At 67.4% G+C, this 16,094-nt stretch carries 14 protein-coding genes and 2 pseudogenes; 9 read left to right on the top strand and 7 right to left on the bottom strand.

The annotated features are described in order from the left end of the window. Positions 1-1,554, bottom strand: coding sequence for a phytoene desaturase family protein (locus AC5Y5O_RS12595; protein ID WP_500025488.1), 1,554 nt, complete (start codon positions 1,552-1,554; stop codon positions 1-3). Positions 1,555-1,556: 2 nt separating this feature from the next. Next, positions 1,557-1,814, bottom strand: coding sequence for a DUF2630 family protein (locus AC5Y5O_RS12590; protein ID WP_500025486.1), 258 nt, complete (start codon positions 1,812-1,814; stop codon positions 1,557-1,559). Between the two features lie 109 nt (positions 1,815-1,923). Between AC5Y5O_RS12590 and arfA the strand changes: the two genes are divergently transcribed. From arfA to arfC, 3 genes and pseudogenes are all read left to right on the top strand, one after another. Continuing rightward, positions 1,924-2,559, top strand: coding sequence for a channel-forming protein ArfA/OmpATb (gene arfA, locus AC5Y5O_RS12585; protein WP_133160883.1), 636 nt, complete (start codon positions 1,924-1,926; stop codon positions 2,557-2,559). Next, positions 2,547-2,627 (top strand): annotated as a pseudogene (gene arfB, locus AC5Y5O_RS12580) (channel accessory protein ArfB); the annotation flags it as partial. The gene arfA and the pseudogene arfB, both read left to right, overlap by 13 nt. Positions 2,628-2,641: 14 nt before the next feature. Further along, the gene (gene arfC, locus AC5Y5O_RS12575) at positions 2,642-3,079 is read left to right on the top strand and encodes a channel accessory protein ArfC, sunset domain variant (protein WP_096289979.1); all 438 of its coding nucleotides are present in this window, start codon (positions 2,642-2,644) and stop codon (positions 3,077-3,079) included. A 4-nt stretch (positions 3,080-3,083) separates the two neighbouring features. Here the strand turns inward: arfC and AC5Y5O_RS12570 are convergent, their stop codons facing one another. Together AC5Y5O_RS12570 and prrA are read right to left on the bottom strand one after the other, a co-directional pair. Beyond that, entirely contained in the window at positions 3,084-4,424 is a 1,341-nt protein-coding gene (locus tag AC5Y5O_RS12570) for a HAMP domain-containing sensor histidine kinase (RefSeq protein WP_096289978.1), read from the bottom strand. A 22-nt stretch (positions 4,425-4,446) separates the two neighbouring features. Further along, entirely contained in the window at positions 4,447-5,157 is a 711-nt protein-coding gene (prrA, locus tag AC5Y5O_RS12565; RefSeq protein WP_090609587.1) for a two-component system response regulator PrrA, read from the bottom strand. A 254-nt stretch (positions 5,158-5,411) separates the two neighbouring features. Between prrA and AC5Y5O_RS12560 the strand changes: the two are divergent. Then, positions 5,412-6,311, top strand: a pseudogene (locus AC5Y5O_RS12560) (ATP-binding cassette domain-containing protein); the annotation flags it as partial. A gap of 26 nt (positions 6,312-6,337) precedes the next feature. Here AC5Y5O_RS12560 and AC5Y5O_RS12555 read toward each other — a convergent pair. After that, positions 6,338-7,477: an FAD-dependent oxidoreductase gene (locus AC5Y5O_RS12555; protein ID WP_500025482.1), complete on the bottom strand. Its 1,140-nt coding sequence runs from the start codon at positions 7,475-7,477 to the stop codon at positions 6,338-6,340. Positions 7,478-7,576: 99 nt separating this feature from the next. Here AC5Y5O_RS12555 and AC5Y5O_RS12550 point away from each other — a divergent pair, with 99 nt between their 5' ends. Then, the gene (locus AC5Y5O_RS12550; protein ID WP_096289976.1) at positions 7,577-8,125 is read left to right on the top strand and encodes a TetR/AcrR family transcriptional regulator; all 549 of its coding nucleotides are present in this window, start codon (positions 7,577-7,579) and stop codon (positions 8,123-8,125) included. Between the two features lie 13 nt (positions 8,126-8,138). Here the strand turns inward: AC5Y5O_RS12550 and AC5Y5O_RS12545 are convergent, their stop codons facing one another. After that, positions 8,139-9,611 carry an acetyl-coenzyme A carboxylase carboxyl transferase subunits beta/alpha gene (locus AC5Y5O_RS12545; protein WP_096289975.1) on the bottom strand — a complete coding sequence of 491 codons (1,473 nt, stop codon included), beginning with the start codon at positions 9,609-9,611 and terminating at the stop codon, positions 8,139-8,141. A 27-nt stretch (positions 9,612-9,638) separates the two neighbouring features. Between AC5Y5O_RS12545 and AC5Y5O_RS12540 the strand changes: the two genes are divergently transcribed. Further along, the gene (locus AC5Y5O_RS12540; protein WP_096289974.1) at positions 9,639-10,370 is read left to right on the top strand and encodes an enoyl-CoA hydratase; all 732 of its coding nucleotides are present in this window, start codon (positions 9,639-9,641) and stop codon (positions 10,368-10,370) included. Positions 10,371-10,375: 5 nt separating this feature from the next. Then, positions 10,376-11,494, top strand: a complete 1,119-nt coding sequence (locus AC5Y5O_RS12535; RefSeq protein WP_096289973.1) for an MBL fold metallo-hydrolase — start codon at positions 10,376-10,378, stop codon at positions 11,492-11,494. On the opposite strand, the gene mug is transcribed toward AC5Y5O_RS12535, so the two are convergent. Next, positions 11,472-12,005, bottom strand: coding sequence for a G/U mismatch-specific DNA glycosylase (mug, locus tag AC5Y5O_RS12530; protein WP_096289972.1), 534 nt, complete (start codon positions 12,003-12,005; stop codon positions 11,472-11,474). The two genes, AC5Y5O_RS12535 and mug, sit on opposite strands and share 23 nt — an antisense overlap. Positions 12,006-12,047: 42 nt before the next feature. Between mug and AC5Y5O_RS12525 the strand changes: the two genes are divergently transcribed. Next, positions 12,048-13,628: a serine hydrolase gene (locus AC5Y5O_RS12525; RefSeq protein WP_096289971.1), complete on the top strand. Its 1,581-nt coding sequence runs from the start codon at positions 12,048-12,050 to the stop codon at positions 13,626-13,628. Then, the gene (locus AC5Y5O_RS12520) at positions 13,625-16,036 is read left to right on the top strand and encodes a cation-translocating P-type ATPase (protein ID WP_096289970.1); all 2,412 of its coding nucleotides are present in this window, start codon (positions 13,625-13,627) and stop codon (positions 16,034-16,036) included. Before AC5Y5O_RS12525 ends, AC5Y5O_RS12520 begins: the two co-directional genes overlap by 4 nt. Positions 16,037-16,094 lie beyond the last annotated feature (58 nt).

Here is a 16,094-nt window from a genome sequence, read left to right as displayed (position 1 = left end):
CTAGCCAAGCGACGCCAGAACCGCCATCGCGGCGTTGTGGCCGCCGATGCCCGACACGGCGCCACCGCGGCGAGCACCCGCGCCGCACACCATGATTCGTTCGTGGGCGGTCGCCACCCCCCATTGACGGGCCGGGCTGTCGAGCGCTTCGTCGTCGTCGGCGAACGGCCAGGACAGGGCGCCGTGAAAGATGTTGCCCGCCGTCATCGCCAGCGTGTGCTGCAGGTCCAGTGTGGTTGTCGTCTCGATGCAGGCCCGGCCCTGCGCGTCGCTCATCAGCACGTCCTGAACCGGTTCGGCCAGAACGGAATTCAGCGACGCCAACACCGACTCCGTCAGCTGGTCGCGGGAAACGTTGTCCAGCAACGGGTGTGGTGTGTGCAGGCCGAATACGGTCATCGTCTGCGCACCCGACTCCCGCAGCCCGGCCGACAGGATGCTCGGATCGGTCAGCGAATGGCAGTACGCCTCACACGGCAGCGGTTCGGGTAGCTTGCCGGCGGCCGCGCGTGCGTAGGCCGTATCCAGTTGGCTCCACGTCTCATTGACGTGGAACGTGCCGGCGAACGCCTGCTCGGGGGTGACGCTGTCGTCGCGCAATCGGGGCAGCCGCCGCAGCACCAAGTTCACCTTCACCTGCGACCCCGGTGCCACCGGTCCCGGCGGCTCACCGAGCAGCTCGGCCAGCACCGTCGGGGTGACGCCGGACAGAACGAACCGGCCTCGAATCCGGCGCTGTGCGCCCTCCTGACGGTAGTGGACCTGGCCGTCCGGCTCCACACCGTAAACTTCTGCGCCGGTGACTATTTCGGCCCCATGGCGGACAGCGGCGGCGGCCAGGGCTGCCGTCACCGCGCCCATCCCACCGATCGGGACGTCCCAGTCGCCGCCGATCACGTGGTACAGAAAGCAGATGTTCTGGCGCAGCGACGGGTCGTCGAGGCGCGCGAACGTGCCGATCAATGCGTCGGTGGCGATCACCCCGCGGACCAGGTCGTCGCGCACCGCGTCGGCGATCGCGCATCCGATCGGCTCCTCGACGATCGAGTGCCAGGCCGCGTCGGCAGCCGGATCACCGCCGTCGCAGACGAGGCGGCGGGCCTGCTCTCGGGTGCGCAGCGGTTCGGTCAGCGTCGGCCACAGCGGCTCGGTCACCAGGCGGGCGCGCCGGTAGAACTCGGCGAAGCCGGGCTCGTCGTCGGCGGCGCCGATCGCGCGGAACGACTCCGGGGACCCGACCAGCAGTCCGCCGCGTCCGCCGGTCGCGGGTTGGGGTGTGTACGACGAAAATGGCCGCCGGGCCAGCCGTACGTCGGCGCCTAGGTCCGCGACTATGCGCGATGGCAACAGGCTGACCAGATAGGAGTATCGCGACACCCGGACATCGACGCCGTCGAAGGCGCGCGCCGACACCGCGGCCCCGCCGGTGTGCCCCAACCGCTCCAGCAATCGCACCCGGAGACCGGCTCGGGCCAGATAGCCGGCCGCCACCAACCCGTTGTGGCCCCCGCCCACGACGACGGCGTCGAAATCCGGCGCGTCACCGAGGGACATGGCTATCCCAGATAACCCTCGACCTGGTCGGCGGGGCGTACCGCGGCTTCACGTGGATCACCACCGGTTTCGCGCAGCGCGCGCCGCTGTCGTAGCAGGTCCCAGCACTGGTCGAGTTCGACCTCGACCCGCCGGAGCCGTTCATGCTCCTCGGACTCGCTGATGTCGCGGTGCTGCAGCTGTGCCCGGAGATCTTTTTCCTCGTTGACGAGGTTGCGGATGTGCGCCAGGGTTTCGCTGTCGGTCGGTTTGCTGCCCATCGCTCCAGTGTGCCCGACGCAACGAGTGACCACGGGTGCGGCCGGTAGGCTGCAATATCGTCGGCAGAACGGACGCGTCAGGGCGCCGGAAGTCGAGGAGGGGGCAGTCGTGGGGCTAGGGGGGCGCTTCGGCCGGCCGGGCGAAACGCCGCGGCGGACCCCGATCTCCTACCCGCGTTCGCTGGGTATGGGCTGGCTGATCGGCTTGGTGGTTATTCCCTTGCTGATAACCGCGATCGGCTACGCCCCGTCCCGGGCTGCCCATGCGCCGCCGGTGGTCGTGTCGTCGGGCAACCCCGGCAAGCCACCGTTGTCACTGGCGCCACTGTCAATTGTCCGCAACGGCAACGACATAACCCTGACCGGTGAATTCCCCGACGATTCCGCGAAGGCGGTGCTGACGAAGGTGCTGAAAGGCGCATTGCCCGCCGGCCTCAGCATCATCGACCGAATCCAAATCGACCCGAAGGTCGACACACTCGATTTCTCCAATGCCGGAAAGATTTTCAAGAACAGCGCGTCGATTACCGACTTCGGTCTCACCGTCAACGGGGACACGATCTCCTTGACCGGTACCGCGGCGTCACAAGACCAGAAGAATACGATCGACTCCGAGGCCGCGCACACCTGGTCGAATCTGACCGTCGTCGACGAGCTCGCCGTTGACCGCACGCCGACGATCGCGCCAAGAATCGCCGCGTCGAAATCGTGGGCGGTCAGGCAGGATCCGCTATGGATTTCGTGATCCAGTGGTTGTGGTACCTGCTGGCCTTCGTGGCGGGCTCGGGCCTCGCCTGGGTGATAACCGCGGTCATCGGTGTGCGTCGATGAATCACGTGAACTGGTGGCTCTTCGGCGTGTCGTTCACGATGGGATTGGTGTTGACGCTGGCGTTTTTGGCCCGGCCCGTCAAACGTTCAGTGCCACTTGATGTTCCGGTCGACCACCCAGTGATACCCGACCCTCCGACGACGAGGATCGTGACGGATCCCGCGACGACGAAGATTCTTGGCGTGCAACGGGAGTCGCCGACCAGGAAAATCGCGGTGCCGCCGCCGGCCCCCTACGGGCCCGGCTCCGCGCCCGCCGGCCCCGATGGACGTGGACCGGCGGGATGGCTGGTCAAGGCGCGCATCGACACCCGGCTGTACTACACCCCCGACACCGCCGGCTACGACCCGGCGATCGCGCAGGTGTGGTTTTCCGACGAGCAATCCGCTTTGAGGGCGGGATTTACGCCGTGGCACAACAACTCCGGCACGTGAGGGTTTAACTGGGCGCGGGCAGGCTGAGCAGCAGCCGCGCGCCGCCCAGCGGGCTGTCTTGCAGCGACGCCGTCCCGCCGTGCAAATGGGCCTGTTGGGCCACCAACGCCAGCCCCAGACCCGAGCCCGAGTGCGAGGCGGTCGACCCGCGTGAGAACCGCTCGAACACCACCTGACGCTCGCCTTCGGGCACGCCACTGCCGTTGTCGTCGACGGCGATGTCCACTCCGGCACGCGAACTGACCGCCGACAGCTGGACCCGGGTGGCGCCGCCGTGCTTGACGGCGTTGGCGATCGCGTTGTCGACCGCGAGGCGCAACCCGGCCGGCATCCCGACGATGATGCAGGTGGGCGAGGGCACCAACGACACATCGAGGTCGGGGTAAACCCTTGTCGCGTCGTGGGCGGCGCGGTCCAGCAGTTCGGTGATGTCGACCGGTACGTGATCGTCGGAGGTGGACAGTTCGCCCTGCGCCAACCGCTCCAGCGCGGTCAGCGTCGCCTCGATGCGGGACTGGGTCCGGATGACGTCGCCGAGCACCTCGTTGCGCTGGTCATCGGTCATATCGAGGGTCGACAGGACCTCGAGATTGGTGCGCATCGCGGTCAGGGGAGTGCGGAGTTCGTGGGAGGACACGGCAGCGAAATCGCGCGCCGACGACAGTGCCTCCTTGGTTCGGTTCTGCTCATCCCAAATGCGTTGCAGCATCCCGCGCATGGCTTCGGCGATCTCGACGGCCTCGGTGGCGCCGTGCACTTCGACCCGGGGTGCCTCGTCGCCCGCCTCGATCGATCGCGTCTGCTGCGCAAGCTGTTTGAACGGTCGCACCGCGAAAGAGGCCAGCAGCCAGGCGAACACGGTCGACGCGAAGATGGCAAAGCCGCAGATGAGCAGCACCCTGCGGTGCAGGTTGTTGGTCTCGGCGAGGGTGGCGTCATACGTCGCGCCGACGGCCAGCGAGGTCGGCTCCGGCCCCGGGATCTCCACCGTGCGCACCCGGTAGCGCACGCCGTTCACGTAGGTGTCGGCATAGTCGACGTCCAGCCTGGGCAGCGTCACGTCCGAATTCGACTTCATCCGGGTGCCGCGCCGGACCGTCATGATCGCGTCACGGTCGTTGGGTGAGCGCGGGATCTCGTCCAGGCCGCGCGGCAGGAACGGGATCGCGAAACCGGCGGCCTCGTCGAGCCGGCGGTCCAGCCGCTCCTTGCGGTCGTTGGTGATGCCGACCCAGACGACGGCACCGACGATCAGGACTGGAATCGCGGCGCCGATGGCCGTCGCCAGCACCACCCGGGTCCGCAGCGATGGGGTCCGGGCCAACATCCGCGATAGGAAATTCATGGCTGTGCTGCCCACCGCGTCGTCACTGCATTCGCAGTACGAATCCAACCCCGCGGACGGTGTGCAGCAGCCTGGGACCGCCGTTGGCCTCCAGCTTGCGGCGCAGGTAGCCGATGAAGACGTCGACGACGTTGGTGTCGGCGGCGAAGTCGTAGCCCCACACCAGCTCCAGCAGCTGCGCGCGGGACAGCACGGCGGTCTTGTGCTCGGCCAGCACGGCCAGCAGGTCGAACTCACGCTTGGTCAGGTCGACGTCGACGCCGTTGACCCGAGCCCGCCGGCCGGGAATGTCGACTTCCAGCGGGCCGACGGTGATGGTTTCCGACGAGGTCGACGCGACGGCACCGCGGCGGCGCAGCAGCGCTTTCACCCGCGCGACCAGCTCGGCCAGCACGAATGGCTTGACGAGGTAGTCGTCGGCGCCTGCCTCCAGGCCCGCGACGCGATCGTCGACCGAGCTGCGGGCGGACAGCACGCAGACCGGGACGTCGTTGTCCATCGCCCGCAGCGCGGTGACGACGCTGACCCCATCCAGCACGGGCATGTTGATGTCCAGCACGATCGCGTCCGGGCGGGTCTCGGTGGCGCTGCGCAGGGCCTCGGCCCCGTCGACGGCGGTGGACACTTCGAAGCCGGAAAGCCGCAGGCCACGCTCCAGCGAGGCGAGCACATCGGAGTCGTCGTCGACGACCAAGACGCGCGGTGAGCTGACACCAGAGTCCATGCCGCCCATTTTGCCGGATTGTTGCCGCGGACGGGTCATCGGGGAGTGGCCCGGTGCCCAAATGGTTACGTTTTCGAGTCTGCGCCGCGACTAGCGATCGGTACCGCCATGCCATGATCGAATCCAGGTGGCAGCCCAGCACATTGGAAGCCTTGGTCGGCGTTGTTGTTGCGGGCCTTCGATTTCGGTGCCACTGCGCGTAACGGAACTCCAGAGACGGAATCGTTGTGACTGAGGCCATGCGCCCGCCGGATGCACCTGCCTTCCTGCCGTCGATGCCCCAGGAAGCGATGGTCACATCGGGCCGCATCGCCGAAATCTTCGATACACCCGGCGATATCGCGGACGGACCCAGCTCTCAACCGGGCCGGGCCGGCCGTCTCGAGCTGCACGACGTGGGTTTTCGGGTGCCCGACCCGGTCGCCGGCGACAAATGGTTGCTACGCCATGTCACGCTGGTGGTCGAACCTGGCGAGACGGTGGCCCTGGTCGGTGCGCGGGGCGTGGGGAAATCGCTTCTGACAGCGTTGCTTTCCCGACTCTACGACGCCGCCGAGGGGCGGATACTGCTGGACGGCAGGGATATTCGCGACATGTCGCTGCCGTCGCTGCGCCGCGCGGTATGTACGGCATTCGAGGACCCGACCGTGTTTTCGATGTCGGTGGCCGAGAGCCTGCGGATCGGCCGGCCGGATGCCACCGACGCGGAATTGTCCGCGGCCATCGACATCGCGGCGGCGCGGTTCGTCTACGACCTGCCGTTCGGCATCGATACCCGCATCGGCGAGCAGGGCATGCGCCTGTCCGGCGGCCAGCGCCAGCGCTTGTGCCTGGCCCGGGCGATTGTCGCGACTCCCAGACTACTGGTGATCGACGAGGCCCGGCCCGGCCTCGGCGTGCATACCGGGACCGAGACCGCCCCGGCGCTGCGGGTGGCGCTGAAGGCGGCCACCGGCATCGTTGTCGCGCGCCGGTTGTCCACCATGCTGCTCGCGGATCGGGTGGCCTTCGTGGACGAGGCTGCATCGGGCCCCACGATCACCCATGTCGGCAGGCATGCAGAGCTTTTCGCTCGAGTGCCGCGATACCGCCATCTTTTGACCGACCGTCGCAGGCCCGTCGGCGACGCCACCGACCGGACAGCAAGAGACTTCGAGATCTAAACCGTCGCCGCGACCCGCAGTGCGGATCAACGGTGCCGCAGGCCGCTCAACTGCAACGCCAGCTGCCTTCGCACAGCGGGGAACTGCGCGGCCAGGCGCATTCCGGAGTTACGGATTGGGCGTATCGGGCGCGGCAGCGTCGAGATCCGGGTGAGGCGACCCGTGAGTTTCAGAACCTGCTCGGCCCGCTGGCGCTGAACCGCGCAGTACCGTTCCAGCGTCGCATCCGATTCGCCCGAGAGGACCTCGGAGAGCGCCGCGGCCAGTGAAATACCGTCGGCGATACCGAGATTCATGCCCTGACCGCCGGCGGGGCTGTGGACGTGCGCGGCATCGCCGGCGAGTATTACGCGACCTGCCCGGTAGTTGTCGGCGACGCGATGGTGAATGCGGAACCGGGTCCCCCACAGTAGCTCCGTGACCGCCGTCCGGCCCGGCCCGAACCCGCGGGTATCCAACAGTGACTGCACGAACTGCGATGAAGGCGCCTGAGGGGCATCCGTAGTGGGAGCAACGACACGAAAGATGTTGTCAGGCAGAGGGGCTAACACATTCAACCCTTCCTTGGCATAGAACAGGACTACCTCGTCACGAGGCGCCTCGCCGGACACGCGGACATCGGCAAGCGTGAAAGATTCAGCGAATTCGCCACCGGTGAAACCGATTCCGGCTTGCTGACGCACAGTGCTGTGCATCCCGTCCGCGCCCACGAGGTAGGCGGCCCGAATGCCGTCGTCATCCTCGAAAGTGGCCGTCACGCCGTTTGCATCCTGGGTGACGCGGCTCAGGATCTTGGGTCGGATCACGTCGGCGCCCAGTTCGTGCAGTCGCTCCAGCAACAACCGCTCGGTGTCGGCCTGCGAGAGCATCAGGGTGTAGGGATGCGCGGTCGGCAACTCGGTGAAGTCGACCGGAATCAGTACGCGCCGCCCTTGGCGGATGGTGAAGCGCGGCGCGATCAGCCCCGCTTTGACCATTCGCCGCGCCACGTCGAGGTCTTCGAGCACCTCGAGTGTGCGGGCGTTGACCGCGGCCGCGCGGGAGGTGTTCGCTCCCTGGGCCTGCTTGTCGACGATGACGGTTCGGATCCCGCGGGCGACCAGTGCGGCGGCGAGGGTAAGGCCGGTGGGTCCGGCGCCAATGACCAGGACATCGGTGTCATACATGATTTCGGCTCCTCGGAAGCTAGTCAACGCTTGTTGGCATACCCAATGCTTGCGCGCCGGAATCCCGATGTCAACAGTTGTTGGCCTACAATTGTTGACATGAGGCGGACGTCGGAACAGACCAAGGCGGTGATCCTGGCCGCGGCCCGGGAGCGGTTTGGGTCGGCCGGCTTCCAGGGGGCGACGATCCGGGGGATCGCCGCCGATGCCGGGGTGGATCCGGCGATGGTGATGCGTTACTACGGCAGCAAAGACAAGCTGTTCGCGGCCGCGGCGGAGTTCGACTTGCGGTTCCCGGATGTCGCGGCGATGGACCCCGCCCAGATCGGACGGTCGCTGGTCCGGCACTTTCTCGAACGCTGGGAGGATGACGCGTTGGTGATTCTGCTGCGGTCCAGTGCCACCAACGACGAAGCGGCACAGCGCATGCAGGAGATTTTCCGTAGCCAAATCCAGCCGTTGGCAGCATCTTTCGTACCCGAAAGTGAATCCGCCCGGCGAGCTGGGCTGGTTGCCAGCCAAATTCTGGGTATGGCGTTGTGCCGCTTCGTGTTACGAATTCCGCCCATTGTCGACATGACCCGCGACGAGGTTGTTGACTGGCTCGGCCCGACGATCCAGCGCTACTTGGGGCTACCGGAGGGCTGACGACCCAAGTGCCTCAAGGCAATCCGATGCCGCGGTAGCGGCGCAACCGCTCGGCGATCCGTTCCTCGCCGGGGATGTCGCGCAGCGCGTGCACCTCTGCGGCAATCGCACTGGACAGTCGCTGGGAGAACTCGAGCGGCTCGTCGGCGGCGTCGGGATGCTCGGGCACGATGGCATCGACGATTCCGGCCCGCAACAGGTCTGCCGACCGAATGCCTTGGGCCGCAGCAAGTTCAGGCGCATGATCGGTGTCGCGGAAGACGATCGCGCTGGCGCCCTCGGGCGGCAGCGGCGCCAGCCAGCCGTGCAGCGCGGCCAGGACCCGGTCGGCCGGCACCATCGCCAGCGCCGGCCCGCCGCTGCCCTGACCCAGCAGCACCGACACAGTCGGGGTGTCCAGCGTCACCAGCTCGGCCACGCATTGGGCGATCTGACCGGCCAGCCCGCCCTGCTCGGCTTCGGCCGACAGCGCGGGGCCCGCGGTGTCGATCACCAGCACCAGCGGTAGCCGCAGCTCGGCGGCCAGCGCCATGCCACGACGGGCTTCCCGCAACGACGCGGGCCCCACCAGTCCACCGGTGAGGCGCTGCTGGCCGAGGACCACCGCGGGCTGGCCGGCGAATCGGGCCAGCGCCAACAGGGTGGTCGCCGCTTCCCCGATGCCGGTACCGGACAGCAGCACCAGGTCGGTGGCGCCGTGGCGCAGCAGATGCCCCACACCCGGCCGATCCGGTCGCCGCGACGCAATCACCGAATCCCAGGCCGGCACATCGGGTATCGATTCGCCGGGTGCCGCGGGAGGCAGCGGTTTTGGAGCGTCGGCGATGACGGTCAGCGCGCGATCCACCGTCCGGCGCAACTCGTCGATCGCGATGACGCCGTCGATCACCCCGTGCCGCTGCAGGTTCTCCGCGGTCTGGATGCCCTTCGGGAACGGCTCGCCGTAGAGCTGCTCGTACACCCGCGGCCCGAGGAACCCGATCAGCGCGCCCGGTTCGGCGACGGTGATATGGCCCAGCGATCCCCAGGACGCGAACACCCCGCCGGTGGTCGGGTTGCGCAGGTAGACGAGGTAGGGCAGATGTGCCCGTTTGTGCAGCCGGACGGCCGCGGCGATCTTCACCATCTGCAGGAACGCCACGGTGCCCTCCTGCATGCGGGTGCCGCCGGAGCTCGGCGAGGCCAGCAGCGGGAGCCGCTCGGCCGTGGCCCGCTGCACGGCGGTGGTGATCCGTTCGGCCGCCGCGACCCCGATCGAACCGCCGAGGAAGCCGAACTCGCACACCACGACCGCCACCCGGCGCCCGTGTATTCGTCCCTCGCCGGTCAGAACCGCTTCGTCCAGGCCGGTGGCGGCCCGGGCGTCGGCGAGCTCGCGCGCGTAGGCCTCGCTGATCGGTATCTGTAACGGAGCGCTGTCCCACCTCACAAACGAGCCCTCGTCCAGCACGGCTTCCTGCAGTTGTTCGGTCGTGATGCGACTCACGCGGCCAGGCTATATAGGCTGGCGCCCATGATCGGTATCACGCAGGTCGAAGCCGTAATGACCATCGAGTTGCAGCGTCCGGAGCGTCGCAACGCCCTGAACTCCGAGCTCGTCGACGAGCTCCGGGAGGCCGTGCTGAAGGCCGGTGACGGATCCATCCGGGCGATCGTGCTGACCGGCCAGGGCACGGTGTTCTGCGCCGGCGCGGACCTGTCCGGCGATGCGTTTGCCGCCGATTACCCGGACCGGCTCATCGAGCTGCACAAGGCCCTGGACGCCGCCCCCATCCCGGTGATCGGCGCGATCAACGGCCCGGCCATCGGCGCGGGTCTGCAGCTGGCCATGCAATGCGATCTGCGAGTCGTCGCCCCGGACGCGTTTTTTCAATTTCCAACGTCGAAATACGGCCTGGCCCTAGATAACTGGAGCATCCGGCGACTGTCGTCGCTGGTCGGCCACGGCCGGGCCCGGGCGATGCTGCTGACGGCGGAGAAGTTGACCGCCGAGACCGCGCTGCAGACCGGGATGGCCAACCGGATCGGGACGCTGGCGGACGCCCAGGCCTGGGGCGCCGAGATCAGCGGTCTGGCGCCGCTGGCGATTCAGCACGCCAAGCGGGTACTCAACGACGACGGTTCGATCGAGGAGGCCTGGCCGGTGCACAAGGAACTGTTCGACAAGGCGTGGGGCAGCCAGGACGTGATCGAGGCGCAAGTCGCCCGGGTGGAGAAGCGGCCGCCGAGGTTCCAGGGGGCCTGACGGTCATGGTGCCCGCAACGCTTCGCCTGGCCGCCGGCACGGTCTCGCTCGCCGCCGGCGGCTGGATGTTGCGCGCGCTGCAGGGGGCGCCGGCCGCACTCGGCGCCGGCCCGTCGTCGATCCGGGACGTGACGCAGCACTCGCCCAATGTGCGCGACGGCGTCTTCGTCAACCTCGACCCCGCCTCGAACGCCAGCTTGGACCGCGAGCAGTTTGCACTGATCGCGTGGGAGCTCGTCGGGCGGCGCGGCCGCAGCCGTCCGCCGGGACCGATTCCGCTGGGTGCGCCGGGGACGTTCGACGCCGACCCGGGCCGATTGGCCGTCAGTTGGCTGGGTCACTCGACCGCCCTGCTGGAGATCGACGGCTACCGGTTGCTGACCGATCCGGTGTGGAGCCACCGCTGCTCGCCGTCGGACGTGATCGGACCCGAGCGTCTGCATCCCCCGCCGGTGCAGCTCGAAGCTTTGCCCGCCATCGATGCGGTGGTGATCAGCCATGACCACTACGACCATCTCGACATCGACACGGTCATGGCGTTGGCCCGTACCCAGCGGGCGCCGTTCTTCGTCCCGCTCGGTGTGGGCGCTCACCTGCGCGCGTGGGGGATACCTGGGCACCGCATCGTCGAACTCGACTGGAATGAAAGCGGTCACGTCGACCAGCTGACCCTGAGTTGCCTGCCGGCACGGCACTTTTCGGGTCGTTTCCTGGACCGCAACACGACGCTGTGGGCGTCGTGGGGAATCGTCGGCCCCACCCACCGCGCCTATTTCGGCGGAGATACCGGATACACGAAGAGCTTCGAGCAGATCGGGTCCGAGCACGGACCGTTCGACCTGACGCTGTTGCCCATCGGCGCCTACAACCCGGGATGGCCCGACATCCACATGAATCCGGAAGAGGCGGTTCGGGCGCACCGAGACCTCACGGCCGGCGGGTCCGGTCTGTTGGTGCCGATCCACTGGGGCACCTTCCGGCTGGCGCCACACCCGTGGGCAGAGCCGGTCGAGCGGATGCTGGTGGCCGCCGAAGCCGCCGAAGTCGCGGTGGCGGTTCCGGCCCCCGGACAGCGGCTGGATCCGTCCGGGCCGCTGCGCTTCAACCCGTGGTGGCGGTTGTAGAGCTATCCGCTAGCGCGCAACGCAATTCGGTGTATGCGCGAGTCAGATCGTCGAGGGTGAACCCTCGGTTGAGTCCGCTGGGGTTAGGCAATACCCATGCCATGGCGCCGGCAAATCCGGGGGCGTGGTGGCCCCACGGGATACTGGGTACGCCGGTCATCGCCGCCAGGGCACGCTTTCCGAGAAAGCCGATCGCGCGTGGCGCGTAACGTCGCATCTTCGCTTCGAACTCGGCTCGGGCGCGCCGGAATTCCTCGGTCGAGACATCACCGGCCCGACGAGTCGGTCGAGCAACGACCGCGGTGATGCCGCAACCGTAGTCGAGCAATCGGCGCTCATCCGCGGGCCGCAACCGCGTATCGGTGAAGCCGGCCAGATGCAAAACGGGCCAGAACCGGTTGCTGCGATTCGAGAAATTGTGCCCGTCGGCGACAGCCGTCGCTGCCGGGTTCATGCCGCAGAAGACGACGTCGAGACCCGGGGCGAGGATGTCCGATTCGTATCGCATCATGGGTGATACTCCCATCGGGCGAGCACGCTAAAGTCTGCGGGCATGACGAAACGCGCGGTGATCGCCGCTGTCGTGGTGTTGTTGTCGCTGGTCGGATGCGGCTCAGGTCATCCCGTATCGAGCCCGCTCTCGACGCTGTCCGAAGCGCCCCCCAACGAAATGTCGGGCCTGGACATTCCCGCCGGCCGCATCGACGCGGCGATCGCGAAGGTCGACGGCCTGGTCGGCGACCTGATGCGCAGCACCGGGGTCCCCGGCCTGTCGGTTGCCATTGTCCGTGGCGGAAAGACCTTGTACGCCAAGGGATTCGGAGTGAAGGACGCGACCAGAGGCAACGCTTCAGACAACAAGGTCGACGCCGACACGGTCTTCCAGTTGGCATCGGTGTCGAAATCGGTGGGCGCGACCGTGGTCGCACACGAAGTGACCAGCAATGTCGTCACCTGGGACACGCCGGTGGTTTCCAAGCTGGGATGGTTTGCGCTGTCGGATCCCTATGTCACCGGCCATGTGACCGTGGCCGACCTGTACTCGCACCGCTCTGGGCTGCCCGATCACGCCGGCGACAAGCTGGAGGATCTCGGGTATGACCGCCGGCAAGTGCTGGAGCGGCTGAAGTACTTGCCGCTCGCTCCTTTTCGAACAAGCTACGCCTACACCAACTTTGGCTTGACGGCTGCAGCTGAAGCGGTGGCGGCCGCCGCGGGCAAATCCTGGGAGGACCTGTCCGACGAGGTGCTCTACCGCCCCCTGGGTATGGCGTCGACAAGTTCGAAATACGCCGATTTTCTGGCCCGGCCCAACCGGGCGGTGCTGCACATCAAGGTCGGCGACAAGTGGGAGCCGCGCTTCCAGCGTGACCCCGACGCGCAGACGCCGGCGGGTGGGGTGAGTTCGTCGATCAACGACATGGCGCGCTGGCTGACCATGGTGATGGCCAACGGAACCTACAACGGGCAGCAGATCACCTCGCCCGAGGCCCTGCTGCCCGCGATCACGCCGCAGATCGTTTCCTCGCCCGCGTCATCGCCGAAAGCCAGGGCCGGGACCTACGGTCACGGTTTCAACGCGTCGGTGACCTCGTCGGGACGCACCGAGTACAGCCACTCCGGCGCCTTCGCATCGGGCGCGGCGACCAATTTCGTCGCGATGCCGTCGGAGGACGTCGGCATCATCGCGTTGACCAACGGTGCGCCGTACGGCATCCCCGAAGCGCTGACCGCCCAATTCATGGACCTGGTGCAGTACGGCCAAATTCGAGAGGATTGGCCGGCGCTGTACAACCACGCCATCGGTTGGATGAACAACGCTGAGGGCTCGCTGGTCGGCAAGCAGGCCCCCGCCAACCCCGCGCCGGCCCGGCCGCTCACCGACTACCTCGGCGTCTACGCCAGCGACTACTGGGGCCCGGCCGTCGTGACCCAAAACAACGGGCAACTGCTGCTCGCGCTGGGGCCGAAGAATCGGACATTCGGACTCACACACTGGGACGGCGACACCTTCACCTTCTCGATCACCGACGAAAATGCCCCGCCCGGAACGATTTCCAAGGCCGTGTTCTCGCCGAACACCCTGAACCTGGAGTACTACGACTCCGACAAGCTGGGAACGTTCACCCGATGAATCCCGGGCTAACCGATGCAGAGGTGGCGCAGCGGGTAGCCGACGGTCACAGCAACGCGGTGCCGGCACGCGCGGCCCGCAGCACCGCGGACATCGTCCGGGCCAACGTCTTCACGCGCATCAACGCGATCCTGGGCGTGCTGCTGGCGATCGTGCTCGCGACCGGCTCGGTCATCAACGGGCTGTTCGGCCTGCTGATCATCGCCAACAGCGTCATCGGCATGATTCAGGAGATCCGGGCCAAACAGACGCTGGACGCCCTCGCGATCGTCGGTCAGGCAAAACCTCTGGTGCGCAGGCAATCCGGGACCGCGGTACTGCTGCCCGGCGAGGTGGTGCTCGACGACGTCATCGAGCTCGGTCCCGGAGACCAGATCGTCGTCGACGGAGAGGTGCTCGAGGCAGACAACCTGGAGGTCGACGAATCGCTGCTGACCGGCGAGGCGGACCCGATCGGCAAGAACGTCGGCGACGCCGTCATGTCGGGGAGTTTCGTCGTCGCCGGCACCGGTGCCTATCGCGCCACCAAGGTCGGTCCGGCGGCCTATGCCGCCAAGCTCGCCGAGGAAGCCAGCAAGTTCACCCTGGTGAAATCCGAGCTGCGCAACGGCATTAACCGGATTCTGCAGTTCATCACCTATCTGTTGGTGCCGGCCGGCCTGCTGACGATCTACACGCAGCTGTTCACCACCACGCATGCGGGCTGGCGGCAGTCGGTGCTGCGCACGGTCGGCGCGCTGGTGCCGATGGTGCCCGAGGGCCTGGTGCTGATGACCTCGATCGCGTTCGCGGTCGGTGTCATCAGGCTCGGGCAACGTCGTTGCCTGGTACAGGAATTGCCCGCGATCGAGGGATTGGCCCGTGTCGACGTGGTGTGCGCCGACAAAACCGGCACGCTGACCGAAAGCGGCATGCGGGTCCGCGACGTCGTCGAACTCACCGGCAACAAGACCATGCCCGACGCGCTGGCCGCGCTGGCCGCGGCCGACCCTCGCCCCAATGCCAGCATGCGGGCGATCGCCGAAACCTTTGACCGGCCACCCGGCTGGATCGCCACCGCCACAGCACCGTTCAAGTCGGTCACCAAATGGAGCGGCGTGTCCTACGCCGACCACGGCAACTGGGTGATCGGCGCGCCGGACGTATTACTCGATCCGGCTTCGGCCGCGGCCGCACAGGCCGAACGGATCGGCGCCCAGGGATTGCGGGTACTGCTGCTCGGCGCCGCCGATGTCGCCGTGGACCACCCCGACGCGCCGGGACAGGTCACGCCGGTCGCGCTGGTGGTGCTCGAGCAGAAAATACGCCCGGATGCCCGCGAAACAGTGGAGTACTTTGCCGCCCAAGATGTTTCGGTGAAGGTGATTTCTGGTGACAACGCGGTATCGGTCGGCGCTGTCGCGGCCAAGCTCGGGCTGCACGGCGAGGCTGTCGATGCCCGCCAATTGCCGACGGAGCCAGACGAATTGGCTGACACGCTGGACGCCTACACCACCTTCGGCCGGGTGCGGCCCGATCAGAAACGGGCCATTGTGCACGCCCTGCAAGCGCACGGGCACACCGTGGCGATGACCGGCGACGGCGTCAACGACGTGCTGGCGCTCAAGGACGCCGACATCGGCGTGGCGATGGGTGCGGGAAGCCCGGCGTCGCGCGCGGTGGCGCAGATCGTGTTGCTGGACAACAAGTTCGCGACGCTGCCGTACGTCGTCGGCGAAGGCCGGCGGGTGATCGGCAACATCGAGCGGGTGGCCAACCTGTTTCTGACCAAAACGGTGTACTCGGTGCTGCTGGCGTTGTTCGTGGGTATCGAATGCCTGTTGGCCAAACCCCTCGGAGCCGATCCGCTGCTGTACCCGTTTCAGCCGATCCACGTCACGATCGCCGCCTGGTTCACCATCGGGATCCCGTCGTTCGTCCTGTCGCTGGCGCCCAACAACGAGCGCGCCTATCCCGGCTTCGTCAGGCGGGTGCTGACCTCGGCGCTGCCGTCCGGATTGATCGTCGGCACCGCGACTTTCGTCTCCTACCTGGTGGCCTACCACGGCCGGCATGCCACCTTCACCGAACAGGACCAGGCGTCGACCGCCGCGCTGATCACGCTGCTGGTGACCGCGCTCTGGGTGCTGGCGGTGGTGGCGCGTCCCTACCAGTGGTGGCGGGTCGCGCTGATCACGGCCTGCGGCCTGGCGTACCTCGCGATCTTCAGCATCCCGCTGGCGCAGGAGAAGTTTCTGCTCGATCCGTCGAATCCGGCCGTGACGTCGACCGCGCTGGGGATCGGTGCATTGGGCGCCGCGGCGATCGAGGCGACGTGGTGGATCGGGGCCAGAATGCTCGACATCGAGCCCCGGTTGTGGCGGACGGCCGACGAGGCCGATGGCGCCAGGGCGGACTTCGGCCAGTAGGGTTTTACCAGCAAAGCAGGATCCCCGGCGGCCCCGGGGATCGGCGGGGAAGGACAGC

Source organism: Mycobacterium sp. NGS40 (genome assembly GCF_059812735.1).
The sequence above is the reverse complement of the archived record's forward strand: the minus strand, read 5'-3'. Positions and strand labels throughout refer to the sequence as shown.

Bases quoted from the DNA above. Each gene is read 5' to 3' on its own strand.
- AC5Y5O_RS12595 (WP_500025488.1), bottom strand. From the start codon at position 1,554: ATGTCCCTCGGTGACGCGCCGGATTTCGACGCCGTCGTCGTGGGCGGG.
- AC5Y5O_RS12590 (WP_500025486.1), bottom strand. From the start codon at position 1,814: ATGGGCAGCAAACCGACCGACAGCGAAACCCTGGCGCACATCCGCAAC.
- arfC (WP_096289979.1), top strand. From the start codon at position 2,642: ATGAATCACGTGAACTGGTGGCTCTTCGGCGTGTCGTTCACGATGGGA.
- AC5Y5O_RS12570 (WP_096289978.1), bottom strand. From the start codon at position 4,424: ATGAATTTCCTATCGCGGATGTTGGCCCGGACCCCATCGCTGCGGACC.
- prrA (WP_090609587.1), bottom strand. From the start codon at position 5,157: ATGGGCGGCATGGACTCTGGTGTCAGCTCACCGCGCGTCTTGGTCGTC.
- AC5Y5O_RS12555 (WP_500025482.1), bottom strand. From the start codon at position 7,477: ATGTATGACACCGATGTCCTGGTCATTGGCGCCGGACCCACCGGCCTT.
- AC5Y5O_RS12550 (WP_096289976.1), top strand. From the start codon at position 7,577: ATGAGGCGGACGTCGGAACAGACCAAGGCGGTGATCCTGGCCGCGGCC.
- AC5Y5O_RS12540 (WP_096289974.1), top strand. From the start codon at position 9,639: ATGATCGGTATCACGCAGGTCGAAGCCGTAATGACCATCGAGTTGCAG.
- AC5Y5O_RS12535 (WP_096289973.1), top strand. From the start codon at position 10,376: ATGGTGCCCGCAACGCTTCGCCTGGCCGCCGGCACGGTCTCGCTCGCC.
- mug (WP_096289972.1), bottom strand. From the start codon at position 12,005: ATGATGCGATACGAATCGGACATCCTCGCCCCGGGTCTCGACGTCGTC.
- AC5Y5O_RS12525 (WP_096289971.1), top strand. From the start codon at position 12,048: ATGACGAAACGCGCGGTGATCGCCGCTGTCGTGGTGTTGTTGTCGCTG.
- AC5Y5O_RS12520 (WP_096289970.1), top strand. From the start codon at position 13,625: ATGAATCCCGGGCTAACCGATGCAGAGGTGGCGCAGCGGGTAGCCGAC.